The sequence below is a fragment of the Amycolatopsis sp. WAC 01416 genome (assembly GCF_003947485.1).
Classification (GTDB): Bacteria; Actinomycetota; Actinomycetes; order Mycobacteriales; family Pseudonocardiaceae; genus Amycolatopsis.
Genome location: NZ_QHHX01000012.1, coordinates 64,667 through 88,405 on the forward strand (window position 1 = coordinate 64,667; position 23,739 = coordinate 88,405).

At 67.9% G+C, this 23,739-nt stretch carries 24 protein-coding genes; 13 read left to right on the forward strand and 11 right to left on the reverse strand.

Features of this window, described 5'->3' with window-relative positions; all coding sequences use genetic code 11:
* Positions 1-231: 231 nt before the first annotated feature.
* The 4 genes from DL990_RS35000 (at position 232) to DL990_RS35015 (ending at position 3,629) form a co-directional block, all read left to right on the forward strand.
* Entirely contained in the window at positions 232-852 is a 621-nt protein-coding gene (locus DL990_RS35000) for a sigma-70 family RNA polymerase sigma factor (protein ID WP_125782269.1), read from the forward strand.
* A 360-nt stretch (positions 853-1,212) separates the two neighbouring features.
* Positions 1,213-1,932, forward strand: coding sequence for a GAF and ANTAR domain-containing protein (locus tag DL990_RS35005; RefSeq protein ID WP_125782267.1), 720 nt, complete (start codon positions 1,213-1,215; stop codon positions 1,930-1,932).
* Positions 1,933-1,963: 31 nt separating this feature from the next.
* Positions 1,964-2,677: a GAF and ANTAR domain-containing protein gene (locus DL990_RS35010; protein WP_125782265.1), complete on the forward strand. Its 714-nt coding sequence runs from the start codon at positions 1,964-1,966 to the stop codon at positions 2,675-2,677.
* Between the two features lie 52 nt (positions 2,678-2,729).
* Positions 2,730-3,629 carry a LysR family transcriptional regulator gene (locus DL990_RS35015; RefSeq protein ID WP_125782263.1) on the forward strand — a complete coding sequence of 300 codons (900 nt, stop codon included), beginning with the start codon at positions 2,730-2,732 and terminating at the stop codon, positions 3,627-3,629.
* 299 nt (positions 3,630-3,928) lie between these two features.
* On the opposite strand, the gene DL990_RS35020 is transcribed toward DL990_RS35015, so the two are convergent.
* Positions 3,929-4,924: a small ribosomal subunit Rsm22 family protein gene (locus tag DL990_RS35020; RefSeq protein ID WP_125782261.1), complete on the reverse strand. Its 996-nt coding sequence runs from the start codon at positions 4,922-4,924 to the stop codon at positions 3,929-3,931.
* 134 nt (positions 4,925-5,058) lie between these two features.
* Here DL990_RS35020 and DL990_RS35025 point away from each other — a divergent pair, with 134 nt between their 5' ends.
* Positions 5,059-5,475 (forward strand): YciI family protein, encoded by a 417-nt coding sequence (locus DL990_RS35025; protein ID WP_125782259.1) that lies wholly within the window; start codon positions 5,059-5,061, stop codon positions 5,473-5,475.
* A gap of 39 nt (positions 5,476-5,514) precedes the next feature.
* Complete coding sequence (locus DL990_RS35030) at positions 5,515-6,783, forward strand: RNA polymerase sigma factor (protein WP_125782257.1); 1,269 nt, start codon at positions 5,515-5,517, stop codon at positions 6,781-6,783.
* Positions 6,784-6,855: 72 nt separating this feature from the next.
* Here the strand turns inward: DL990_RS35030 and DL990_RS42335 are convergent, their stop codons facing one another.
* The 6 genes from DL990_RS42335 to DL990_RS35060 form a co-directional block, all read right to left on the reverse strand.
* On the reverse strand, positions 6,856-7,296 hold the full coding sequence (locus DL990_RS42335; protein ID WP_125801281.1) for a sigma factor-like helix-turn-helix DNA-binding protein: 441 nt from the start codon (positions 7,294-7,296) through the stop codon (positions 6,856-6,858).
* Between the two features lie 77 nt (positions 7,297-7,373).
* Positions 7,374-8,246, reverse strand: a complete 873-nt coding sequence (locus DL990_RS35040; RefSeq protein ID WP_125801282.1) for a nuclease — start codon at positions 8,244-8,246, stop codon at positions 7,374-7,376.
* Between the two features lie 107 nt (positions 8,247-8,353).
* Positions 8,354-10,042 carry an L-lactate permease gene (locus tag DL990_RS35045; protein WP_125801283.1) on the reverse strand — a complete coding sequence of 563 codons (1,689 nt, stop codon included), beginning with the start codon at positions 10,040-10,042 and terminating at the stop codon, positions 8,354-8,356.
* Position 10,043: 1 nt separating this feature from the next.
* Complete coding sequence (locus tag DL990_RS35050) at positions 10,044-10,826, reverse strand: IclR family transcriptional regulator (RefSeq protein WP_125782250.1); 783 nt, start codon at positions 10,824-10,826, stop codon at positions 10,044-10,046.
* A 282-nt stretch (positions 10,827-11,108) separates the two neighbouring features.
* Positions 11,109-11,516, reverse strand: a complete 408-nt coding sequence (locus DL990_RS35055) for a CoA-binding protein (protein ID WP_125782248.1) — start codon at positions 11,514-11,516, stop codon at positions 11,109-11,111.
* A 34-nt stretch (positions 11,517-11,550) separates the two neighbouring features.
* Positions 11,551-12,123 carry a hypothetical protein gene (locus DL990_RS35060; protein ID WP_125782246.1) on the reverse strand — a complete coding sequence of 191 codons (573 nt, stop codon included), beginning with the start codon at positions 12,121-12,123 and terminating at the stop codon, positions 11,551-11,553.
* Between the two features lie 130 nt (positions 12,124-12,253).
* Here DL990_RS35060 and DL990_RS35065 point away from each other — a divergent pair, with 130 nt between their 5' ends.
* Complete coding sequence (locus DL990_RS35065) at positions 12,254-13,051, forward strand: 2-keto-4-pentenoate hydratase (RefSeq protein ID WP_125801284.1); 798 nt, start codon at positions 12,254-12,256, stop codon at positions 13,049-13,051.
* On the forward strand, positions 13,048-13,809 hold the full coding sequence (locus tag DL990_RS35070; RefSeq protein WP_199746727.1) for a 2-keto-4-pentenoate hydratase: 762 nt from the start codon (positions 13,048-13,050) through the stop codon (positions 13,807-13,809). The genes DL990_RS35065 and DL990_RS35070 overlap by 4 nt, the downstream gene beginning before the upstream one ends.
* Here DL990_RS35070 and DL990_RS35075 read toward each other — a convergent pair.
* Positions 13,790-14,674: an alpha/beta fold hydrolase gene (locus tag DL990_RS35075; protein ID WP_125801285.1), complete on the reverse strand. Its 885-nt coding sequence runs from the start codon at positions 14,672-14,674 to the stop codon at positions 13,790-13,792. The two genes, DL990_RS35070 and DL990_RS35075, sit on opposite strands and share 20 nt — an antisense overlap.
* 113 nt (positions 14,675-14,787) lie before the next feature.
* A complete protein-coding gene (locus DL990_RS35080) occupies positions 14,788-16,689 on the reverse strand; it encodes an ABC transporter ATP-binding protein (protein ID WP_199746728.1) in 1,902 nt (633 codons plus the stop codon).
* Between the two features lie 302 nt (positions 16,690-16,991).
* On the opposite strand from DL990_RS35080, the gene DL990_RS35085 reads away from it, so the two are divergent.
* Complete coding sequence (locus tag DL990_RS35085; protein ID WP_125782240.1) at positions 16,992-17,411, forward strand: hypothetical protein; 420 nt, start codon at positions 16,992-16,994, stop codon at positions 17,409-17,411.
* A gap of 3 nt (positions 17,412-17,414) precedes the next feature.
* On the opposite strand, the gene DL990_RS35090 is transcribed toward DL990_RS35085, so the two are convergent.
* Positions 17,415-17,870: a cupin domain-containing protein gene (locus DL990_RS35090; protein ID WP_125782238.1), complete on the reverse strand. Its 456-nt coding sequence runs from the start codon at positions 17,868-17,870 to the stop codon at positions 17,415-17,417.
* A 61-nt stretch (positions 17,871-17,931) separates the two neighbouring features.
* On the opposite strand from DL990_RS35090, the gene DL990_RS35095 reads away from it, so the two are divergent.
* From DL990_RS35095 to DL990_RS35110, 4 genes are read left to right on the forward strand one after another with little or no spacing between them, the layout of a single operon-like run.
* On the forward strand, positions 17,932-18,474 hold the full coding sequence (locus tag DL990_RS35095; RefSeq protein ID WP_233620670.1) for a TetR/AcrR family transcriptional regulator: 543 nt from the start codon (positions 17,932-17,934) through the stop codon (positions 18,472-18,474).
* A 38-nt stretch (positions 18,475-18,512) separates the two neighbouring features.
* Entirely contained in the window at positions 18,513-20,105 is a 1,593-nt protein-coding gene (gene boxC / locus DL990_RS35100; RefSeq protein ID WP_125801286.1) for a 2,3-epoxybenzoyl-CoA dihydrolase, read from the forward strand.
* A 7-nt stretch (positions 20,106-20,112) separates the two neighbouring features.
* Positions 20,113-21,534 carry a benzoyl-CoA 2,3-epoxidase subunit BoxB gene (gene boxB / locus DL990_RS35105; protein WP_125801287.1) on the forward strand — a complete coding sequence of 474 codons (1,422 nt, stop codon included), beginning with the start codon at positions 20,113-20,115 and terminating at the stop codon, positions 21,532-21,534.
* An 18-nt stretch (positions 21,535-21,552) separates the two neighbouring features.
* Positions 21,553-23,160, forward strand: a complete 1,608-nt coding sequence (locus tag DL990_RS35110) for a benzoate-CoA ligase family protein (protein ID WP_125801288.1) — start codon at positions 21,553-21,555, stop codon at positions 23,158-23,160.
* Positions 23,161-23,240: 80 nt separating this feature from the next.
* Here DL990_RS35110 and DL990_RS35115 read toward each other — a convergent pair whose 3' ends face one another.
* Positions 23,241-23,696, reverse strand: a complete 456-nt coding sequence (locus DL990_RS35115; RefSeq protein ID WP_125782299.1) for a MarR family winged helix-turn-helix transcriptional regulator — start codon at positions 23,694-23,696, stop codon at positions 23,241-23,243.
* Positions 23,697-23,739: the final 43 nt, after the last annotated feature.

The window sequence follows — 23,739 nt, forward strand, 5'->3', positions numbered from 1 at the left end:
GGCGCGTTCCCGGCCTGGGTGTGACCTTGGCGAGGCGTCTCAGCACGGGAAGTTACGGCGCCGGGCCGGGAGTTGTCCAGACCACTGGTGGGAATCTGTCCGGTTTTGCGCCGGGGTGGACAATTGGTCGCGGACCTTCGTCGATTGAGGTGGCCGGTCCTCTCGACTACCGTTGTCCGCGTTCCGTCCTGGACCTCGGCGGCTGGATTTTCTCATCCGTGGGAGCGGGACATGAACGACGATTTTCCGATGCGAGGAACCGGCGGCGGTGAGACGTGGATTTCCCCCGCCTGCTGGGACGGCCTGGCCAAGGCGGCGACGGACGGCGGGCCGCACGGGATGGACGACCTCATGGCCGCCGTCAACGCGTGGGCGCGGAAGTACGCCGAGATCCGCCTCGGCGGCCGTGACCTGACCTATCTCGAACCGGCCGACGTGGCGCAGGAGATCTGCCTCGCGGTCTTCGTCGCGGTTCCCGGGCACGGCCTGCGCGGCGGCTCCTTCCTGTTCCTCCTGCGCGCCATCGCGGCGAACAAGGTCGCCGACGCCTTCCGGAAGGCATCGCGGAGCAAACAGGTGCTGACCGGTGAACTCCCCGAACGTCCGGCGGTGGCCGCCGACGAACCGGAGCAGCGTGCCCTGCGGACCGACCTCGGCGTCCGGCTCGGCAGGCTCATGCGGATACTGCCCGTCTCCCACCGGGAAGTGCTGGGGATGCGGGTGATCGGCGAACTGACGTCGAACGAGACCGCCGCGGCGCTCGGTACGACGTCGTCACGCGTACGGGTGACCAAACACCGGGCGATCAGCAGGCTGCGCGCCCGCGCTCAGCGCCGGGACGCCTTGAGCTGAATACGGACCAGTAGCCGGAGGAAGGGATTCCCCCGTTTGGCCCGGGTCTCGAGAATGCGAACGCACATTGCCCCTCCAGAGCTCGCCGACGAGCGCCGTTCGCCGGGGGCCGGGACGAGCGGTCTCGCGTTCCACCCTAGGGGCGGACCGGGGGACCGAAACCGGCTGAACGGACGATTGCCGCCGTCCTGGTCGTCCGTTCGTCTCTTCGGAGCACCGCATTGGTGCCGGAGACGAGGTGGCGGGCGCGGCAAAAGGACGAAGACATGGGAGAATCGGCATGGCGCCGACGAGTGGTCCGCGCTGTTCGCCCTGGCCCCGGCGGGCTCGTCCGAGACCGGACAATGCCGGGGAGGCGCCATGGGGTTTCGACGGCGTGATCGCACGGCGCTGGTCTGGGCGAAGATGAGTTTTCTCGCTTCGGAAACAGATTCGGCGGTTTCCGTGGAACACGCCTGCGTCGTTTGCGGAAACGTCCTCGAAGCGGCCGGTGTCGGGCTGACCCTCGCCGTCGGCGGAGGAGTCGCCGAGCCATTCTTCGCCACCGACGAACGCAGCCGCGAATTGGAAGACCTGCAGTTCACCTTGGGCGAAGGCCCGGCATGGGAGGTGGTGCGCGGCGGTATGCTCCTCGTCGTAACCGATGTGACCAGTTCGGAGACAGCACTCCGATGGCCGATGTTCGCGCCGGAAGCGATCGACAGAGGCGTGAAATCGATCATCGCGGTGCCGATCCGGACGGGTTCGATCAAATTGGGTGTCGTCGACTGTTATCGCGAACTCGCGGGGTTCCCGTCGAGGGAAGGACAGGCGGAGGCACTCGTTTGCGCCGACGCGGTGATCGCCCTCGCCGATGTCGGTACCGGCGGGCCCGGTCTGGCCGAAGTGATCGATCGCGAATTCGCCGGACACCACGACCGGGTGCATCAGGCCGCGGGAATGGTGTCGGTCCAGCTCGGCATCGGGCCGGTGGACGCGCTCGCCCGCTTGCGTGCCCACGCCTACGCCAGTGGCCGGAACCTCGACGAGGTCGCCATGGACGTGGTGCGGCGCCGGATCACCTTCCGGTCCGAGTCATGACGGACGCGTGCCTAAGGAGATATCAGAAACGATGACCGACCTCGCGGCAGGCTTGCGGGAAACCTTCGTGCAGTTGGCGGACACCCTTGTCGACGATTTCGATCTCATCGAGTTCCTCGACCTGCTCGCGTTCAGATGTGTCGAACTGCTCGGCGTCTGCACCGCCGGGCTGCTGCTCGCCGACGCGCACGGCACACTCACCATGGTGGCCGCGTCCGACGAACAGACCCGCACACTCGAACTGTTCCAATTGCGGAACTCCGAGGGGCCGTCCCTGGACTGCTACCGGCACGCCGAGCCGGTGGTCTGCCCGGATCTCACGCTCACGGGCGAAAGCTGGCCGAAGTTCTCCCGCGCGGCGGAAGACGCGGAATTCCGCTCCGTGTACGCGTTGCCGATGCGCCGCCGGGACGAAGTGATCGGCGCGCTGAACCTGTTCGGCACCCGCCCCGCTTCGCTGGACGACGCCGGATTGAGGCTGGGGCAGGCGCTCGCGGACATCGCCACGATCGGCATCCTGCACCACCGGCTGTTGCAAAGACAGGAAACCATCACCGCACAACTGCAAACGGCGCTGAACAGCCGGGTGATCATCGAACAGGCGAAAGGGGTGCTCGCCGAACGGCTGCGGGTTTCGGTCGACGACGCGTTCGGCGTATTGCGCGCCTACGCGCGGAGCAACAATCGCAAGATCCATTCCGTGGCGACCGGGATCATCGACCGCACAGTGGACATCCCGCGCTGAACGATACCGATTCGGCGCTTGTCCGCCTGCCGGTGATACCTAGACTGGATGGGTGTTCTCCCTGGAACAGCTGGTGAGTTTCGTCGCGGTGGCCGAGGAACTGCACTACGGCCGGGCGGCGGAACGGCTCTCGATGACCCAGCCGCCGTTGAGCAGGCGGATCCAGTTACTGGAGCGCGAACTGGGGGTCGAGCTTTTCGACCGTACGCACCGCATGGTCCGGCTGACACCCGCCGGACGGGTTTTTCTCGCCGAGGCAAGGAAGATACTGCGTTCGGCGCAGGAGGCGACGCTGTACGCCCGCCGGGCGAAGAAAGGCGAGGTCGGCGTCGTCACACTCGGGTTCACCGCCACCGCCGCCTATTCGTATCTCGACCGCGTCATCGCCGCGGCGAACGCCGAGGTGCCCGGCGTCGATCTCGTGCTGCGGGAAATGGTGACGGCGGCACAGGTGGAGGAATTGCTGGCAGGCGGGATCGATCTCGGCATGGTCCGGCCGCCGGTGACCGGTGCCGACGTCGTGACCCTGCCGCTTTGGCGGGAGCCGCTGCTGGCCGCGCTGCCGTCCGCGCATCCGTTGGCGCGGCGCAAGAAGAATCCCGACGTCCGCGACTTCGACGGTGAGCCGTTCATCATGTATTCGCCGTCGGAGGGCCGGTACTTCCACGATCTGCTCGTGGCGGTGTTCCGCGCCGCCAGGGTGCTGCCGGACTACACGCAATACCCCTGCCAGGTGCATACGGTGCTCGCGCTGGTGAAGGCGGCCCTCGGTGTCGCGCTGGTGCCTGCCGCGGCCGCCGCGCTGCGGTTCGAGGGCGTCGTGCTCCGCCCGGTGGGCGGGGTCGAAGGCCGTCCGGTGGAACTCGAACTGATGTGGCGGAGGGGCAACGACAATCCGGCGCTGGGCGCGCTGCTCGCCGTCATCGGGAATCCGGCTCGGCGAGGTCCGTGAAGGCCCCCTTGAGGGCAGTCACGCGGTGAGCGTGTCGCGTGACGGGATCGGCATGTGACTGGAGGCGTAACTCGCGTGATTGGAGACGTAACACCCGTGATTGGAGGCGTAACGGCTCCAGACACGCGAGTTACGCGTCCAGACACGCGAGTTACGCCTCCAGACACGTGAGTTACGGCTGGAAACACGCGAGATCCGGCTCAGCGGAACCAGCGGTCGGAGCGGTCCCCGGTGCTCCCAATGTGGCATTGGGGACGCTCAGCGCCTCCAATGCCACATTGGGGGCACAGGCCTGGCGGTCAGCGGGCGGGCCAGGCGTCACCCCATTCGGCGTCGCGGGCCTCGCGGTAGGCGTCGCCGTGCCGTTTGGTGACGATCGTTTCGGTGAGCCCGGTTTCGGCGCACAGAGTCAGGCTGACCATGCCCTTGCGTTTGGCCGGATGCCGCAGGATCCGGCCTTCGGCCCGTTCCGGCGCCGTGCGTGAGGCGACGACGTAGGAGAACTTCTCGTCCTCGAAGCCGAGCGTCCCGGACTTGAGCTGGCGGTGCAGGCCGGTGCGCGGGAGGCGCGCGGAGAAATGGCACCAGTCCTTGCCGCGCGGGATCGGGCACGCGCCTTCGTGCGGGCAGGGCGCGACGAGGGAAAGCCCGAGTTCGACGAGCTGATCCCGCGCTTCGACGATCCGTTCGTAGCCCGCTGGCGTGCCGGGTTCGATCAGCACCAGCATCCCGGCCTTCGCCGACAGCCAGCGGACCGTGTCGGCCCGGCGGGCTTCGGGCAGCTCACCGAGGACGTAGGAAAGGGTCACCAGATCGGCGTCCGGCGCGGGTGCGGCCGGGTCGATCAGGCCGCGCTGCCAGGTCGAGCCGCGGACAGCCTTGCCACCGGCGTTCCCCGCGAGCCGGCGGCCCAGCGCGATCGCGCCGGGGACCTGTTCGACGACGGTGCTCTCCTCCAGCGACGGCCACACGTCGGCCGCCGCCCAGATCGCCGCACCGGTCCCTCCGCCGACGTCGATCTGCGTGCGCGGAGCGAACCCGGGAGTGCGGAGGGCGGCTTCGGCGAGAACGGCGTGTACGGCCGCGTACGTGGCCGGCATCCGGTAGCCCGCGTACGCCGCGATGTCGACCTCGGAGGAGAGGATGGGCGCGCTCGCGGGGTTGTTCTCGCGGTAGCGCGTGCTGAGCCGCTCGACGGACTGCGTCAGCCTGGTCTGCGGGTACTTGCCCAGCTCCTCGTCGAGGGCGGAGCGGAGGGTTTCGGGGAGTGCGGACACGGTTCGGCATTCTCCCATGCATGCTTGACCTGCGGTTTTCCGGCTGCTCGAATACTCGCGGAAAAAAGTTCGGGGACCGTGTCGAAACCGGGGGTGCCCGATCGACGCGTTGATGTGGCAGGGGACGAGCCCCGCCGGGAACGGAGACTCAGATGCGGTTCATGGTGATTGTCAAGAGCGACGAGAAGACCGACGTGGCCGGTGCTCAGCCGAGTGCCGAGGAGTTGCAGGAGATGGGGAAGTTCAACGAGGAGCTGGTGAAGGCGGGCGTCATGCTCGCGGGTGAAGGACTGCTCCCCAGCGCCGACGGTGTCCGCATCCAGTACTCCGGCACCACCGAGGCCAGGGTCGTCGACGGTCCTTTCGCCGAGAGCAAGGAGCTCATCGCGGGTTTCTGGATCCTGCAGGTCAAGGACAAGGCCGAGGTCATCGAATGGATGAAGCGCGCGCCGTTCCGCGAGGGCGAGATCGAGATCCGGCGGGTCGCCGAGATGGAGGACTTCGACAACGCCACGCCCGAGATCGTCGAGCACGAGCAGAAGCTGCGGGAACAGGCCGAGGCGAACTAGGCCGCGTCAGGGTTGCGGTCGTCACGCCGACGATGTTGATTGGTCGGCGTGACGGCAACAGCAGACCCCCGGTCGGCGATCGACGCGGTGTGGCGGATCGAGTCGGCCCGCCTTATCGCCGGCCTCGCGCGGATGACGCGCGACGTCGGCCTCGCGGAGGAACTCGCGCAGGACGCGCTGGTCGCCGCGCTCGAACAGTGGCCGGAGTCGGGCGTCCCGAGGAATCCGGGTGCCTGGCTCATGACCACGGCCAAACGCCGGGCCGTCGACACCTTCCGGCGCAACGAGCGCTACGAACGGAAGCTCGGCGAGATCGGCCGCGAGCAGGAGTTCGAGGAGGAACCCGACTTCACCGCGGGCCTCGACGACCACATCGAGGACGATCTGCTGCGGCTGGTGTTCACCGCCTGCCATCCGGTGCTTTCCACCGAAGCCAGGGTGGCGCTGACGCTGAAGATGATCGGCGGGCTCCAGACGCACGAGATCGCGCGGGCGTTCCTCGCCAAGGAGACCGCCATCGCACAGCGCATCGTCCGCGCGAAGAAGACGCTCGCCGACGCCAAGGTGCCGTTCGAGGTGCCGGAGGGGGCCGATCGCGTCGCGCGCCTGGAGTCGGTGCTCGAAGTGATCTACCTGATCTTCAACGAGGGCTACTCCGCGACGGCGGGCGAGGACTGGATGCGGCCGGCGCTGTGCGAGGAAGCGCTGCGGCTCGGCCGGATCCTGGCCGGGCTGATGCCGAAGGAACCCGAGGTGCACGGGCTCGTTTCGCTGATGGAGATCCAGGCGTCGCGGTCGGCCGCGCGCGTCGGGCCGAACGGCGAACCCGTGCTGCTGCTGGATCAGGACCGGACGAAATGGAACCGGCTCCTGATCGGCCGCGGCCTCGCCGCGCTGGACCTCGCCGAGTCACTCGCGGACGGCGCTTTCGGCGTCTACGCCGCGCAAGCCGCCATCGCCGCCTGCCACGCGCGGGCGCGGACGGGCGAGGAGACCGACTGGGCGCGCATCGCGATCTTGTACGAAGGGCTCGGGAAGCTGAACCCGTCGCCGGTGATCGAACTGAACCGCGCGGTGGCGCTGTCGATGGCGGTCGGGCCGGAAGCGGGCCTCGCGGTGGTCGACAAGCTGACGTCGGAGCCCGCGCTGAAGGCGTACCACCTGCTGCCGAGCGTGCGCGGCGACTTCCTGGCGAAGCTCGGCCGTCTGGACGAGGCCCGCGCCGAGTTCGAGCGCGCGGCGGAAATGACCGGGAACGATCGGGAGCGCACCCTCTTGCTGAACCGCGCGGCCGAGTGCACCCCCTGACCCCTTCGCAATTCGTCACCTACTTGCGTTCGATCCCGGCGCAAGTAGGTGACGAATTGCGATGGGGGCGCGTCAGGCGGGGGTGGGGCGCAGCGCGGACAAGGCCCGGTGCTGGCCCAGCCGGACGGCCTGGACGGTGCAGCCGAGCGCCAGCGCGGTGTCTTCGGCGGAAAGCCCGACGAGCGACCGCAGCACCATGATCTCGCGCTGCTGGCCAGGCAGGCCCGAAAGCGGGTTCGGCAGTTCGGCGGTGCTCCGGTGGAAGTCGTCGACGAGGCCGCGCGTGACGTCGTAGGCGAACGTGAGAAGCACGGATGCCCCGGCCACTCCGGCGACGATCTCGCGGCAGCTGTCCTTCGCGATCGCGTCGGCGATGTCGTAGGTGCCGGAACGACGTCCGATCCGCGCCCGGCAGTAGCGCACGACCAGGACGCGGACGACGTCGACCAGCTTCGAGGCTGTCTCCGTCCGCCCGCCGGCCTCCAGCGGCCGCCGCGAACCGTGTCCTTGCATCGGCTCCCTCTCCCACCTTTCAGATGAGCACGGCGGAGGGGGAGGGAGGTACGGTCTTTTTGCCGACACGGGCCGCTTCAGGCCTCGATGAAGACGATCCGCTCGGGCTCGGTCGTCAGGTTCACGGTCTGCCGCTTCACGCTCACCAAGGTCTCGAATTCCGTGGCGTGCCCGTCCGGGACGGTGAACAGGCGGTCGTTGCGGGAATCGAGGAAGTCGGAGAAGCCGGTGAGCGAGACCCCGCCGCTTTCGTCGAGCGCGAGGTAGTCGACGAGCCTGCGGAACAGTTTCGGCAGGATCACCAGTTCGTCGGCCAGTTGCCGTCGTGACGAAAGCTTGAACCCGGAGTTCGTGACGTCCTGCGGCCACAGCCCGCGCCCGTCCTGGCGGGCCTTGCCCGCGGCTTCGGCCAAGGCGTCACGAAGATCGGGGTACAGCAGCGAATAGAACGTCGGGTAGACGAGGCCGGCCGCGACCTGCCGGTAGTTCGCGGAGTTCTTCAGCGTTTTGACGTCGAGATGGACCTTGGAAAGGTCCGCGGACCTTCCCGGCCGTTGCCCGGGAAAGGCGAACGCCACCGCTCGTCCGTATTTGTCGGCGAATCGCGTCAGTATGTGACCCGGTACCTTGATCGGAGTCGCCGAAGTGACCCTTCCCCGTTCATCGCGTTCGACCGTTTTGAAGCCGAGGACCTTCAGCAGGTTCGCCGCGGCGGCGTCGGCGAATTCCGCGGGCTGATGCCACATCCCGCCGGTTCCCCTGGCCTGGTAATGCGTTTCGAGCGCGTCGATCGCGTCGAGCCGCAACTGCATCCCGCCCCGTGAATTGAGCCGGACCTTCAGGCCCGCCTTCTTGGTCGCCTGGGGATCATCGGGATAGAACCGCACCGAATCGCCGTCCGGTGAGGCTCCGACAAGCTGGAACGTACCTTTGATCAGCGTCATGGGCATGAGGACAACGGTAGTTCCCATTCCGGTGAACGAACCTGGTGTTCATCCATCCAGCCCAATGGCCGGTAAAGATCGGGTGACCATTGTGGACATTCCCGTGTTCTCGTTCACGACGGGATCATGAACTCCAGCACGGTCGCCTGCAGCAGCGCGATGACCCCGACCACGGCGGTCAGCGCGACCGACCACAGGAACGTCTGCCGCAGCAGCGCGCCTTCCTGTCCGGACCGCCCGATCGCGGTGGCGCCGATCGACAGGTTCTGCGGCGAGATCATCTTGCCCATCACGCCGCCGGAGGTGTTCGTGGCACCGGCGAGGATCGGGTCGACGTGCAGTTGCTGCGCGGAAATCACCTGCATCGGCCCGAAGAGACTGTTCGTCGACGCGTCCGATCCGGTGAGGAAGACGCCCAGCCAGCCGATGTAGGCGGAGAACAACGGGAACAGCACCCCGGTGGTCGCCAGCGCGAGACCGAGGGTCTGCGTCGCACCCGAGTAGTTCATGACGAACGCGATCGCGAGGATCATGAAGATCGTCGCCAGCGCCCACCGCATCTGGTGCAGTGTCCGGCGGTAGGTGGCCAGCAGCAGCCGCGGTTTCGCGCCCATCGCGAACCCTGCCACGATCGCCGCGATCAGGGCCACGGTTCCTGGCGAGTAAAGGAAATCGACGGTCAACGTCGCCGCGTACGGGGTGTCCTTCGGCGTGATCGGCGCGTGCTGGACGACCTCCTTGTGCAGCCCAGGCCACGCGAACACCCAATCGGCCTTGTGCAGCAGCTTCGTCAGGTCCAGCCATTCGGGCAGGTCCTTGAAGATCGTGCCGATCCGGGAAAGGAAGATCGCCGTGATCAGGACGATGTACGGCGCCCACGCGTACAGCGCGCCTCGCCCGGCTTTCGCCGCGCCGAGACTCGCCCCGGCCTTCACCGGTTCTTCGCCGTCGAAACGCCAAATCGCCGACGGCTGCCAGAAGCGCGTCAGTATCCACAGCGAGGCCATCGCGGCGAGCGCGGCGACGACGTCGACGAGGCTCGGGCTGATGAAGTTCGAGGTGACGAACTGCATGACCGCGAACGACAGGCCCGCGGTCAGCACGGCGGGCCAGACCTCGATCATCCGTTTCCAGCCCGCGAGGACCACGATCAGGAACCCGGGGACGATCAGCGCCAGAAAGGGCAGCTGGCGGCCCACCATCGACGAGAACAGTTCCGTCGCCTGTTCGGAGTTCATGTCGAGGATCGGCGCGGTCAGCCTGCCGAGCACGATCAGCGGATTGCCGAGGCCGCCGAACGCGACCGGCGCGGTGTTCGCCAGCAACGCGAGCACGACCGCCTTCACCGGCGGGAAACCGAGTGCGGCCATCATCGCCGCGGTGATCGCGATCGGCGAGCCACCGCCCGCGATCCCCTCCAGCAGCGCCCCGAACCCGAACGCGATCAGCAACGCCTGGAGACGGCGGTCCTCACTGAATCCGGCGAGGACCGCCTTGATGTGGTCGAACCGTCCGGTCGCGACGGTGACATTGTGGAAGTACACGGCGTGGAACGCGATCCAGGCCACCGACCACACCCCGAACACCAGCCCCATGGCCGCGGAATCGAAGGCGAGCCCCGCGGGCATGCGGTACAGCAGTACCGCGACCAGCAGCGCGGTGATCAGCGCCAGCGCCGCCGAGAGATGCGCGGATCTGCGCAGGACTCCCAGCGTCACCAGCAGCACGACGATCGGCAGCGCCGCCAGCGCGGCGGACACCCACAGCCCGCCCGCCGGCTGGTAGTCCTGGACCCAGCCCACCTCAGCCCCTTTGCGCGCGGACGTAACCCAGCCGGAGCGAAAGCGCGGCCGCGGTGCCTGCCACCGTCGCACCCAGTTCGTCGGTGCGGCGGAGCACCCGCCCAGCCGGGCCCGCGATGCTGATCGCGGCGATCGGCCGTCCGGTGTGGTCGCGGACGGCGGCGGCCACGCAGCCCACGTCCGGTTCGTTTTCGACGTCGTCCACGGCCCAGCCGCGGCGGCTCGTCCTCGCCAGGTCGTCGAGCAGCCGGACCGGATCGTTGATCGTCTTGAGCGTGAGACTGTCGAGTTTCATCCGGCGGATGCGTTCGACGCGGTCCTGTTCGGGCAGCGCCGCCAGCCACGCCTTGCCCAGCGAGGTCGCGTGCTGCGGACGGCGGGTGCCGAGACGGCAGGCAAGGGTGACGGCGTTGGCGCTGCGTTCGGTGGCGACGTAGACCATCGTGTCGTTGTCCGGGACGGCGAGGTACGTCGTCTCGCCGCTCCGCTCGGCGAGCGACGCGAGATAGCGCGGCGCGCAGCGGTGGAGATCGGTCGCCGCCATCGCGCGGGCGCCGAGTTCGACCAGCCGGGTGCCGAGCCGCACGCGGCCGGTGGCGCGATCGGCTTCGAGGTATTCCAGGTTCTTGAGGGTGCCGACGATGCGGTACGCGGCGCTCCGGGAGAGACCCAGTTGCCTGGCGATCGCGTTGGTGGAAATCTCCTGGTTCTTGCCGACGTGCTCGAGGACCGCTAGTCCGCGCTCGAGTGTGCCACTGGAATCCAGGCCTCGTGGTGTGCCCACTTCGCCCCTCCGTTGGACCGGGGTACCGATGATCGGCACCTGTTTCCGCTAAGCGGGTTCGGACGTTAACAGCTCGGCCCGACGTTGGGAAGGTTTCTTAACAAAGTGGCTACCGGACAAGTTTTCCCTGTTCGGGGCGGTTCGGTCAAGATCACCGGTTCGGCCCAATCCGTTCGGCGGGTTCCGATTCGGCGTATGACTTCAGGGGTCATTTTTCTGTTCACGGATATGAAAGAACCCTCGCCGGAAAATCGCGGCGAGAGTTCGGCTCGAAGTACGTTTCTAACGCACCGACAGATTCGCGACCGCTCGGACGACGGCCGTGCAGCGGTCTTCGACATAGGCCAGACCGCCTTCTTCGGCGATCCGGCGGGACTCGGCGGAGACGATGCCCTGTTGCAGCCAGAGCGCCTTGGCACCGATCGCGACGGCCTGTTCGGCGATCGGCGGGGTGTCTTCGGACGGGCGGAAGACGTCGACCAGGTCGACCGGCTCCGGGATGTCGGTGAGGGAGCGGTAGACCTTTTCGCCAAGCAGCTCGTCGGCCGAAGGGTGGACGGGGATGATCCGGAACCCGTGTGCCTGCAGTACGGCGGCGACGCCGTGCGAGGCCTTGGCCGGATCACGGCTCAGCCCCACTACGGCGATCGTCTTCGATCCGGCGAGGATCTCGGTGGCGCGATCGGTCATACCGGGTTCAACGACGGCGGGCGGCCGTGAATTCCTAGAGTTTCCAGAGCCGCAGGCCGCGCACCCGGTACACCGGCCAGACGACGTGCCAGGCGCGACGCCGCAGGAACACCGTCGAACAGGTCAGGATGCTTCGCGCGGATGTCGTCGCGACGTCGTGGCGGTCCGGCCAGCTCTCGCCGTGCCGCCCGGCGGCGATCCGGAAGACGTTGACCAGGCCGCGGCCCTGCAGGTCGAACTTCGCGCCGGTGTCGCCGGAATCAGGAGTCAGCGAGGCGATCTCCGGGCCGAACGCGGCCGCGGGCGCCGGTCCCGCGTCGGCGGGGAGGTCACCGATGGTCGAGGAGACGGCCTTGCCGTAGAGACGCCGGGTGTAGCGCTGGAGCAGCAGCCGCTCCCACAGCGGCAGGACACGGCGGTGCTTGAGCAGCGCCGAACACTCCGCGTGCCCGATGGCGAAGACGTCGGTCAACTCGTCGTAGGCGTTGTGCGCGGTGGGCTCGTTGAGGTGCACCCGCACCTCGTAGCGGATGCGCGCGGTGAGCTCGTCGAGCTCTTCGCGGCGGTCGACCCTGGCCTTCGCCCGTGAGAGCGTCCAATCGGACATGGGAGCAGGCTAGGTGATGATCGGGGTCGCACAAGCCACTTTCGGCCTAATCTGTTCGTACCGGCCAGTGGAACGGGCGTCTTGTGCGGGCATCGGTGACGGGGCAGAGTCCGACTGTCGGAAGGAGCCCATGGACGCCAGCACGCTGCAGGAGGCCGCGGCCGCGCTGCTCAGCGCGTACGAGACCGGCAAGCCGATCGCGCCCCTCATTGAGACGTATCCCGCCGCGACCTTGGAGGACGCGTACCGCATCCAGCAGCGGCTCGTCCACCATTGGGCCGAACGCGGCGACGGTGTGCGCGGGCACAAGGTCGGCCTCGCGTCCGCCGCCATGCAGCGGCAGATGGGCGTCGACCAGCCCGACTACGGCCATCTGACCGGTTCGATGTTCCACCTCGAACACCAGCCGATCCCGATCGACGGGTTCCTGCAGCCGAAGATCGAACCGGAGATCGCGTTCGTGCTCGGCTCGCGGCTGTGCGGGCCAGGGGTCACGGTGGCGGACGCGCTGCGGGCGGTGGACTTCGTCGTCCCGGCGCTGGAGATCGTCGATTCCCGCATCCAGGACTGGAAGATCAGCATCGTCGACACCATCGCGGACAACGCGTCCTCCGGCGGGGTCGTCCTCGGCAGCAGGCCGACCGCGATCGGCGACGTCGACCTGCGGCTGGTGGGCTGTGTGCTGCACCAGAACGGTGAGATCGCGGCCACCGGCGCCGGCGGCGCGGTGCTCGGCTCGCCGGTGAACGCGCTGGTGTGGCTCGCGAACACGATCGGACCGCTCGGCGTCGCGCTGGAGCCGGGGCACGTCGTGCTGCCGGGCTCGATGACACGTGCGATCCCGGTGAGCCCCGGCGACACCGTGGTCGCGACGATGGCGGGGCTCGGCAGTGTCACCGCGAAGTTCTCCGGGGAGGAGCGGCCGTGAGCCTTGACGTGCGGGAGGCGGCGGAAGCGCTGCTGTCCGGGGAAGAACGCGAGCCGCTGACGGATTCGTGGCCCGCTTTGGACGTCGAAACCGCGTACGCGATCCAGGACGAGGCGCTCCGGCTCAGGCTGGAACGCGGCGAGACGCTCATCGGCGTCAAGCTGGGCTTGACCTCTCAGGCGATGCGACAGCGGATGGGGATCGACTCGCCGTTGCTCGCCTGGCTGACCGACGCCATGGTCCTGCCCGCCGGTGTCCCGGTGCCGTCGCTGATCCACCCGCGTGCGGAGCCCGAGCTGGTTTTCGTGCTGGGTGAACGACTTTCGGGCCCCGGCGTGACCGCGGCGACCGCGATGGCGGCGGTGAGCCGGGTCCACGGCGGCATCGAGATCGTCGACAGCCGCTACCGTGACTACCGGGGAAAGCTGCCGGACGCCGTGGCGGACAACGGTTTCTCCGCGTACTTCACGCTGGGCCCTGTCGGCATCGATCCGTCCACAGTGGACCTTTCGCTGGAGGCGGCGCTTCTGGAGGTCGACGGCGCCATCGTCGACACCGCCACCGGCGCGGCCGTGCAGGGCCATCCGGCGGAAGCACTGGCGCTGGCGGCCAACACCCTCGGCGCCCGGGGGCTCGCGCTGGAGCCGGGCTGGATCGTGCTCACCGGCGGGATGACCGACGCCGTCGACATTCGCCCGGGTTCACGGGTGGCGGCGCACTTCTCGCATCTGGGCTCGATCACGCTCGCCGGGTCTTGACGTCGGCGCGGTCGGCCGTGCGGAGCAGTCCACGCGTCAATCGCGGCCAGATCGCCCGCGGGAGGTCGTGCCCCATCCCGGGCACGATGTCCACTTCGGACTTCCGCAGCGCGCGGGCCGTCGCCCGGCCGCCGGAAACGTGCACGAGCGGATCCTTCGAACCGTGCACGACGAGCGCGGGTACATCGAGTTTCCGCAACGCGCGGAAGCGATCCCGGCTCGAAACGATGGCAGCCAGCTGCCGCGCCGTCCCGCCGGGATTCACGCCGCGATCGAACGACCGCTCCGCGCGTTCACGCATCCGCGCCTCGTCGAAGGGGTAACCGGGCGAGCCGATGACGCGGAAGGTGCGCACCAAGGACTCGACGTACTGCGCACGATCACGCGGAGGCGCCGAAAGCAGCATCGCCATTGCCTTGGCGCTCGGCCGGCCGACGAACCGGTTGCCGGTGGTCGACATGATCGACGTCAGCGAACGCACCCGCGACGGATACTCGACGGCCAGGGTCTGCGCGACCATCCCGCCCATCGACGCGCCCACGACGTGCGCGCTCTCGACGCCGAGTTTCGTCAGCAGTCCGGCGGCGTCGCCCGCCATGTCCGCCAGGGAGTACGGCGCCGTGCGCAGGGCGTACGCGAGCGGCAGGCTCGCCCGCCCGGTCATCCGGCTGGACCGGCCGGCGTCCCGGTTGTCGTAGCGGATGACGAAGAACCCCTCGGCCGCGAGGTTCTCGCAGAGCTCGTCGTCCCACCAGATCATCTGCGAGGCCAGGCCCATGATCATCAGCAACGGCCTGCCGTCCGGCGGTCCGAACGTCTCGTGGCACAGCTCGACGCCGTTCACGTCGGCGATCATCTCCGGCATCGGCACAGTGTGACCGGCGACGGCGAAAACGGCTACGTGTCCTCGATGTGAACGGCCTGGCTCTCCGGCCCGGCGGCCCGCTGAGTGCCCTCGTCTTCGGCGATCTCTTCCGCTCACTCGCCGCGATACGCACGGGCCTGGATTTCGTAAAGCTCGTGGTAGAGGCCTCCTTCCTCGATGAGTTCGGCGTGCGTGCCCTGTTCGATCAGCCGTCCTTTCTCCAGTACCAGGATCCGGTCGGCGGAGCGGATGTTGGCCAGCCGGTGGGTGACCAGGATGGTCGTGCGCCTGCCCGCCCCGGAAACGCTCGCGTGCCGCAGACCGGCGAAGACCCGTGCCTCGGCCTTCGCGTCGAGCGCGGCCGTCGGCTCGTCGGCGACCAGGACGGCGGCGTCGCGGTAGATCCCGCGGGCGATGCCCATCCGCTGCCACTGCCCGCCCGAGAGGTCCTGCCCGTCGTTGAACTTCTTGGACAGCACTGTTCTCTCCTTGGCGGGCAAGGATTCGATCACCTCGTCGGCGCCCGAGGAGATGATTGCGTCGTGCCACGCGGCGCGTTCCGGGTCCTCCCGGCCGAGCCTGCCGACGGTCACGTTGTGCTCCGCCGTCATCGGCCATTCGGCGGGATCCTGGGCGATCACGGCGATATTGGCGTGCACCGACTCGTGATCGGCGTCCGCGAGATCGACGTCGTCCCAGAACACCTTCCCTTCCGAGGGCGGATACAGCCCGGTGAGCAGCTTGCCCAAGGTGGTCTTGCCGGAACCGTTCTCGCCGACGAGGGCGATCACCTCGCCGCGCCGGATGGTCAGCGAAACCTCCCGCAGGGCGGGGTTTTCCTGGCCCGGATAGGTGAAACCGACGTTCTCCAGCCGGATCTCCGCCGGGTCCGGCGGAGCGGCGACGCCGTCCTTCGCCGGGCTGCGTTTCTCGGATTCCACGAGCAGCCGCTGGAAGAAAGCGATGTAGAACGACTCCTCGTACAGGGAATTCACCGCGTGCATCGTGATGGACAGCGAATTCGACGCCGACCGCATGGCGAGCGCGGCCGTCCCGGCGAGGGCGAGCTCCATCTGCCCGGTATAGAGGAGGAGGCCGAGCACCAGATACGCGATGGCGGTGCCCACCCCGGCCGCCGCGCGCCCGGTCAGCCGGACCAGGTTGCTCCGATGCGCGAGCCGGACCTCTTCGCGCATCAGGCTTTCGGTGATCCGCCGGTACTCGTGGAGCAACGGCTCCTGCAAGGTGAGGGCGTGCCGTTCGAGGGCGAAGGTGCGCCAGGTGGCCACCTCCTCGACGATGCCCTTCCGGATGTTCCGGCCGACGGTGTCGAGATAATGCCGGTAGTTCAGCCGCGCGACCTTCGCCGCCGCCCAGCCGTCGGCCACCGCGGCGAGCAGCAGCACCGGCGCGAGCCACGGATTGAGCAAGCCGGCCGCCACCAGCGCGGCGACCAGCGAGATCAGCGCCGAGGTCAGATCCGCGACCCAGCGCAGGCTCATCTCGATCGAGCGGACGCCGTACCGCGCGCCCTGCCTGGCCAGCTCCCGGAAATCGGCGTCCTCGAAGGCCAGCAACCGGACCCGGACCATCGCGGCGGTGACCTCGTCGCCCGCCGAAGTCACGACCCGCGGCCGAAGCGCCCCCTCGACCGCGGCCACCGCGGTGTCGAGCAGGGCGCGCAAGGCGTACGTGCCGACGACGACCAGCAGCGCGGGTAGCGATTCCAGCACCTTGTCCGGCGTCGGCCCGTTCTCCAGCAACGCGATGAACACGTTCGCGGTGGCGAGCAGGCCGAACGCCGTGACACAGCCCGAAAGCAGGTGGACGACGCCGGCGAGCAGGGTCAGCCGCGGCGACGTCCGCCAGGCCAGCCGCAGCACGATGGCCACCGCGGACGGGAGCGTGCGGATGGCCTTGACCATCCCCGCTTCGGCCACGGTCTCGTCGACCGTGGCCCATTCGGGCATCTTCAGGTTCTCGACCCCGATCAGGGGCACGGTCGGTTCGGGCACTCGTCCTTGTCTACGCGCACCCACCGACAATTCCGACCGCCGAGAGGCCGCGGCCGTGCCAAGCCGGCGTTCTCGCGTGACTGGATGGACGACACGCGTGATCCGGCGGACGACACACGTGCGGCAGGGTTTCGCCGCGAGTCGTCCATCCAGTCACGTGAGTCGTCCGCCCAGTCACGTGAGTCGTCCATCCGCGCACCGGCACAGTCGGTCGGCGCACGGGACGAAAGTCCCCTTCACCTGCCCCGGACCGTGAGCTACGCTCTCGCTAGAGCGATCTATCAAATCGCAAGGGGGCGAACATGGAAGCTCTTCGGAACCGGGGACTCACCGCGTTGCGGCTGATTCTGGCCTTCACGCTGCTGTCCACCACGTTGCACTACGCGCACAACGTGATCAGGGCGGCGGACTATCCGCAGGTCGAGGGGATCTCGGTGGGCGTCGCCGCCACCTTGGTCGTCGTCGCCTACGTTCTCTTCACGACGTTCGGCGTGCTCGGCTACCGCGACTACCTGCGCGGACGTTACTGGCGGGCGCTCGCGTTCCTGATGGTCTTTTCGCTGTCCGGGCTGGCGAGCCTCGGCCACTTCCTGGTCGCCGTGCCGCAGATCCCGGCCTTCTGGTTCGCCACGATCTACACCGACACGGCGGCCGCGCTGCTGCTGTGGGCCTTCGTGACCTGGGCGGCGGCGAAGCTCAACCGGGCACCCGTGCCCGCGTGACGGTCATCCGCCGTAAGTGATGCGATGGGGCGCGGCGACCCGGTTGATCTTCGCCGGATCGATCGCCCCATCGGTGAAGACGGCGGGCCCCGCTTCGAACAGGTCCTCCAGGTAGTGCTCCCAGCCGCCGGGAGACGAGATCTGGAGAACCCGAGGCGGTTCGGAAACGCGTCGCAGGGCGTGCGGGACACCGCGCGGCAGCAGGACGAACGTGCCCTTGGTCGCGATGTGGCTCTCGTCGTCGAAATCGATGCCGAGTTCGCCTTCGAGGACATAGATGCACTCGTCGGCCTCGTGGTGCACGTGCCGCGGGATGTCCATGGCGACGGTGACCTCGAGTAGCGAAAACCTCGTCTCGGTGTCCTCGGTCATCGCCTTGACGCTGAACGCGGGCGGCAACGGGACGCGGCCGGGCCGGGCCTCGCCGGGTTTGAGCAGGATGAAGCGGTCCTTCGACATGTTATGCTCTCCTTCATACGGAAGCGGATTCCGTTTCCACTTAATCGTGAGGGAGGGCGGGTTGTCAACCAAGCCGCGAGCGGACGCGGAGCGCAATCGGGCTCGGGTGGTCGACGCCGCGCGAGTGTTGTTCGCCGAACGCGGGGACGACGTGCAGATGCCGGAAATCGCGCGCGCGGCAGGCGTGGGCGTAGGGACGGTGTACCGGCATTTCCCGGATCGTCAGGCGCTGGTCGAGGCGGCGGCGGAGCACCGGTTCGCGGAGATCGAGCAGTACGCCCGGGCGCACTGCTTCGGGGAGGATTCCGGTCTGGAGCGCTATTTCCGGTATGTCGGCGAGCTGTTGTCCCGCGATCGCGGGCTCACCGCCGCCATCGATTCGGCCCGCGGGCGGCCGGGGAGTGAGCCGCGCGGTACCGCTCGCGAGCGGCTTGAAGCCGTGGTCGCCGAGGTCATCGCCCACGATCAGGCCGCTGGCCTCCTTCGTTCGGATTGCACGGTCGCCGACGTCTATCTGCTGGTCGGCGCCCTGTCGTCGGTCATCCGCAAAGGTGGCGACTGGGCTCGTTTCCTCGACCTGCTCCGTGACCAACTTTCTACATAACATTGACGGTAGTTAGTGCCATGTAGACAATCGGAAGGGTGACGCGGACCACATCGGTGACGTTCGAACGTCATCCCAGCGGCTACCGGCACTGGAAACTGTCCACCGACGGCGACGTCGCGTGGCTCGAACTCGATGTCGACGCCGACGGGGGTCTCGTACCGGGTTACGAGCTCAAACTCAACTCGTACGACCTCGGCGTCGACATCGAGTTGTACGACGCGACGCAGCGGCTGCGGTTCGAACATCCCGAGGTCCGGGTGGTCATCGTGACCAGCGCGAAGGACAACGTCTTCTGTGCCGGTGCGAACATCCGCATGCTGGCGTCGTCGTCGCACGAATGGAAGGTGAACTTCTGCAAGTTCACCAACGAGACCCGCAACGCGATGGAGGACGCCGCCGCGCACTCCGGGCAGATCTACGTCGCGGCGGTCAACGGCACCTGCGCCGGCGGCGGCTACGAAATCGCGCTCGCCTGCGAGAAGATCCTGCTGGTCGACGACAACTCTTCGACCGTGGCGCTGCCGGAAGTGCCCCTTCTCGGCGTTCTTCCCGGCACCGGCGGGCTCACCAGGGTGGTCGACAAACGCGGCGTGCGGCGGGATCTCGCCGACGTCTTCGCCACTCGCCCCGACGGGGTGAAGGGGCGGACGGCCGTCGACTGGCGGCTGGTCGACGAACTCGTGCCGCGGCAGGGTTTTCGCGAAGCCGTGTTGGCCAGGGCGAAGGACTTCGCGCGGACGAGCGAGCGGCTCGACGGCGAAGGCGTCGAACTGAAGCCACTCAAGCATCGTTACGTCGACATAGCCCGCGGCAAGACGGAAGCGACGATCACCGTCAAGGGGCCCGAGGACGACGACGGCTGGCTACTGGACGTCACCCGCGAACTGGACGACGCGATCCTTCGCCTGCGCACCAACGAACCCGGACTCGGCACCTGGGTACTCCGCACCGAAGGCGATCCTGCGAAGGTTCTCGAACACGAGCGAGCCGTGTTCGACGCGAAAGACTGTCTGAACAACGAAATCGTCCACTACTTCAAGCGGACGCTGAAGCGCCTCGACGTCACCAGCCGCAGCCTGATCGCGCTCATCGAACCTGGTAGCTGCTTCGCCGGGCTTCTGCTGGAGCTCGCGCTCGCCGCGGACCGGCAGTACATCTTGGACGGTCCGCCGATCGATGACGAAGAAAGTGAAGAACGCGCCTCGATCACGTTGTCCGAAGCCAACTTCGGCCGTTTCCCGATGGGCAACGGCCTGACGCGCCTGGAGTCCCGGTTCTTCGGCGACCCTGGCCACGTCACGAGGCTCGCGGAAGTACGCGACCGGCCACTGAACCCGGCGGAGGCCGACGAACTCGGCCTGGTCACCGACGCCCCGGACGACCTCGATTGGGAGGACGAGATCCGGATCGCGCTGGAAGGACGGGCTTCGCTCAGCCCGGATGCCTTGACCGGAATGGAGGCGAACCACCGGTTCGTCGGCCCCGAGACGCTGGAGAGCAAGATCTTCGGCCGCCTTGCCGCTTGGCAGAACTGGATCTTCACTCGTCCGAACGCATCCGGTCCCGAGGGCGCGTTGCGTCGCTACGGTACTGGTCAGAAGGCCGTCTTCGACAGGAAGCGGGTTTGAACAGCTCATGCCCACCAAGATCGATTACGACGCCAAGATTCCCAACAACGTCGACCTCTCCGGTGATCGGCGGCTCCAGCGGGCGCTGGAGGGCTGGCAGCCGAAATTCCTGAACTGGTGGGGCGAAATGGGCCCCACCCTGCAGACGCAGGGCGTGTACCTGCGCACCGCGGTCAGCGTCGGCCGGGACGGCTGGGCGCATTTCGACCACGTCAACGTGCCCGACTACCGGTGGGGGATCTTCCTCGCGGAGCCGGATCCGGACCGCGTCATCACCTTCGGCGAGCATCAGGGCGAACGGGCGTGGCAGCAGGTGCCCGGCGAGTACCGCGCCGACCTGCAGCGGCTCATCGTCATCCAGGGGGACACCGAACCCGCGTCGGTCGAGCAGCAGAAACTGCTGGGGCTCACCGCGCCGAGCCTCTACGACCTGCGGAACCTCTTCCAGGTCAATGTCGAAGAAGGCCGTCATCTGTGGGCGATGGTGTATCTGCTGCACGCCTACTTCGGCCGCGAAGGTCGTGATGAGGCGGAAGGGTTGCTGCTCCGGAATTCCGGAAGTCCGGACGCCCCGCGGATCCTCGGCGCCTTCAATGAGGAGACCGCGGATTGGCTCGCGTTCTACATGTTCACCTATTTCACCGATCGCGATGGCAAGTACCAGCTCGGCACCCTCAAGGAAAGCGGCTTCGACCCGCTTTCCCGCACTTGTGAATTCATGCTCAAGGAAGAGGCGCACCACATGTTCGTCGGCACCACCGGGGTCGACCGGGTGGTCACCCGCAGTGTCGAACTGATCCGCGAGCACGACACCTTCGACATCGCCGGGCACGGCGGGATCCCACTGGAAGTCATCCAGCGTTACCTCAACTTCCACTACACCGTGTCGCTCGACCTGTTCGGCGGCGAGACCTCGACCAACGCGGCGAACTACTACACCGCCGGGCTGAAAGGCCGCTGGCAGGAGACTCGCCGCAAGGACGACCACAAGCTCACCGACGCCGCCGGAACGCTGTCGAAGCCGAGGGCCGACGGCACCTGGGGGACCGAAGAACTCCCGGCCATCCTGCTGCTGAACCTCGACCTGAGGGAGGAGTACCGCGCCGACTGCCAGACCGGGGTCAACCGCTGGAACAAGATCCTCGACGAGGCCGGGATCGACTTTCGATTCGTCCTCCCGCACCCTGGATTCAATCGCGAAGTCGGCATAAACTCCGGCCACCATGTGACGCCCGACGGCACCGTTGTCGACGAGCGGACCTGGCTGGCCGGCAAACGCAAGTGGCTGCCCACTCCCGAAGACCTGACTTTCGTCCGATCGCTGATGCACCCGGTGTACGAGCGAGGAAAGATCGCGAGCTGGGTGGCGCCGCCACGCCAGGGCATCAACGGGAAACCGTTCGACTATGAATACGTTCACCTGAGCTGAGCGATAGAAGGTGCGCCCGTGACCGCTGCTGCTACCGGGTTCAACGCGGCGAGCTACCTGCTCGACAGGCACCTGGCGGAAGGGCTACCGGCCAGGCAAGCGGTCGTTTCCCCGCGGCGAAGTCTCACGTACGCGGAGCTCGCGGCCGAAACCCGCCGGGTCGCCGCCGGGCTGAAGGCGATCGGCGTCCGCCCGGAGGAGCGGGTCCTGTTCTGCATGGTCGACGACGTCGAGCTGCTCACCGGGATCCTCGGCGCGATGCTGGCCGGAGCGGTCGCGGTGCCGGTGTCCACCATGGTCACCGGGCTCGACCTCGGCAAGATGCTCGCCGATTCGCGGGCACGGGTCCTGTGTGTGTCCGGCGAGTTCGCCGCGCAGGCGACGATCGCGCTCGGGCTGGCGCCGGAGGTCACCGACGTCGTGCTGGACAGGGCAAAGGCGGCCGAACTGCCGTCCGGGGTCCGCGCGCACCAGTGGAGCGATCTGTCCACAGTGGATGATGCCGGTTTCGTGCCGTCTCCCACCTGGGAGGACTCGCCCGCGCTCTGGCTGTACACCTCGGGGACGACGGGCAAGCCGAAGGGTGCGATGCACCGGCACGCGGGTATCCGCGCGGTCTGCGAGACGTATGCGCGCGGCGTGCTGGACATCGGGCCGAACGACCGGTTCCTTTCCGTCCCGAAGCTGTTCTTCGCCTACGGCCTGGGGAATTCGGCGTTCTTCCCGCTCGCGGCGGGCGGGACGGCGCTGCTCGAACCGGCGAGGCCGACCCCGGGGCTGATCGCCGCCAGGGTCCGCAGGGAGCGGCCGACGTTGTTCTTCGCCGTCCCGACCTTCTACGCCGCGCTGCTCGCCGGCGACATCCCCGACGACACGTTCTCCTCGGTGCGCCAAGCGGTTTCGGCGGGGGAACCGTTGCCCGCCGTGCTGTACGAACGATTCCGTGACCGGTTCGGCGTCGAGATCCTCGACGGGATCGGCTCGACGGAGGCGTTGCACATCTTCCTGTCCAACCGGCCGCGTCAGGTCCGCCCCGGCAGCACCGGGATTCCCGTGCCCGGCTACGAGATCGCGCTGCGTGACGAGCACGGGCTCCCCGTGCCGGACGGGGAGCCCGGCGAGCTGTTCGTCGCCGGACCGTCGATCGCGACCGGGTACTGGGCGCGGTACGAGACGACGAAGCAGGTCTTCCAGGGCGAATGGCTGCGGACGGGCGACAGTTTCGTGCGCGACGCCGACGGCAGCTACACCTGTCTCGGGCGGTTCAACGACATGCTGAAACCGGGCGGGATCTGGGTGTCGCCCGCCGAAGTCGAGGACAGGCTGCTGAAACATCCGGCGGTCGCCGAGGTCGCGGTCGTGGCCGCCTTCGACGCCGACGGCATCGAGAAACCGGTCGCGTGCGTCGTCGGCGTGCCGGGGCACCGGCTGGACGCGGACGAGCTGATCGAGTTCTGCCGGGCCGGGCTCGCGTCGTTCAAACGGCCGCGGAGCATCGTCGAGCTGGGCGAACTGCCCAAGACGGCGACCGGGAAGATCCGGCGCAACGTCATCCGGGAACTGGTGCGGGACATGGACGAGGTGCGGGCCTACCAGCCCGATCCCGCCTCACCTCTGCCCGGCTGACACCCCCCCCCGCAATTCGGCACCTGCTTGCGGTACTTGCGCGTGCAACCATCGCAAGCAGGTGCCGAATTGCGGGGGTGTCACGCGCCGTTGACGGTGCGCAGGGTTCGCATCGCCTCGGCCAGCGAGTGCGCGTCGTCGCCCAGCGGGGTCAGGACGATGCGCCGCAGGATTTCCGCGCATGCCTCCCGCGCCTTCTCCGCGACGTCGAGGCCGTGGTCGGTGAGGGCCGCGAAGGTGACGCGGCGGTCGTCCGGGCTGGGCACGCGGCAGATCAGGTCCGCGGCCACCAGTCTGTCCGCGACCTTGGTGAACCCGCCGCTGGACAGCGCCGCCTCGACGGCCAGCCGCGTCATCGGCATCCGGTGCTCGGGTGACCGGACGAGCCGCAGCAGGATGTCGAACGACGCCGGCGCCAGGCCGAACCGTTCGGCGATCTCGCCCATCAGCTTGTTCTGCGTGGCCAGGTAACCCTCGATCACCAGGCCCCACCACGTGACCACTTCGTCGTCGTTCGGTTCCTCCGATTTCGCCATTGTCACGCGAGCGAGGGTACACCAAGAAGTCTTTCTGGAATAT

What these genes read in the sequence shown, in the direction of transcription:
- DL990_RS35000 (WP_125782269.1), top strand. Translation starts at nt 232, where the DNA reads ATGAACGACGATTTTCCGATGCGAGGAACCGGCGGCGGTGAGACGTGG.
- DL990_RS35005 (WP_125782267.1), top strand. Translation starts at nt 1,213, where the DNA reads ATGGGGTTTCGACGGCGTGATCGCACGGCGCTGGTCTGGGCGAAGATG.
- DL990_RS35010 (WP_125782265.1), top strand. Translation starts at nt 1,964, where the DNA reads ATGACCGACCTCGCGGCAGGCTTGCGGGAAACCTTCGTGCAGTTGGCG.
- DL990_RS35020 (WP_125782261.1), bottom strand. Translation starts at nt 4,924, where the DNA reads ATGGGAGAATGCCGAACCGTGTCCGCACTCCCCGAAACCCTCCGCTCC.
- DL990_RS35025 (WP_125782259.1), top strand. Translation starts at nt 5,059, where the DNA reads ATGCGGTTCATGGTGATTGTCAAGAGCGACGAGAAGACCGACGTGGCC.
- DL990_RS42335 (WP_125801281.1), bottom strand. Translation starts at nt 7,296, where the DNA reads ATGCAAGGACACGGTTCGCGGCGGCCGCTGGAGGCCGGCGGGCGGACG.
- DL990_RS35040 (WP_125801282.1), bottom strand. Translation starts at nt 8,246, where the DNA reads ATGCCCATGACGCTGATCAAAGGTACGTTCCAGCTTGTCGGAGCCTCA.
- DL990_RS35055 (WP_125782248.1), bottom strand. Translation starts at nt 11,516, where the DNA reads ATGACCGATCGCGCCACCGAGATCCTCGCCGGATCGAAGACGATCGCC.
- DL990_RS35060 (WP_125782246.1), bottom strand. Translation starts at nt 12,123, where the DNA reads ATGTCCGATTGGACGCTCTCACGGGCGAAGGCCAGGGTCGACCGCCGC.
- DL990_RS35065 (WP_125801284.1), top strand. Translation starts at nt 12,254, where the DNA reads ATGGACGCCAGCACGCTGCAGGAGGCCGCGGCCGCGCTGCTCAGCGCG.
- DL990_RS35075 (WP_125801285.1), bottom strand. Translation starts at nt 14,674, where the DNA reads ATGCCGGAGATGATCGCCGACGTGAACGGCGTCGAGCTGTGCCACGAG.
- DL990_RS35085 (WP_125782240.1), top strand. Translation starts at nt 16,992, where the DNA reads ATGGAAGCTCTTCGGAACCGGGGACTCACCGCGTTGCGGCTGATTCTG.
- DL990_RS35090 (WP_125782238.1), bottom strand. Translation starts at nt 17,870, where the DNA reads ATGTCGAAGGACCGCTTCATCCTGCTCAAACCCGGCGAGGCCCGGCCC.
- boxB (WP_125801287.1), top strand. Translation starts at nt 20,113, where the DNA reads ATGCCCACCAAGATCGATTACGACGCCAAGATTCCCAACAACGTCGAC.
- DL990_RS35115 (WP_125782299.1), bottom strand. Translation starts at nt 23,696, where the DNA reads ATGGCGAAATCGGAGGAACCGAACGACGACGAAGTGGTCACGTGGTGG.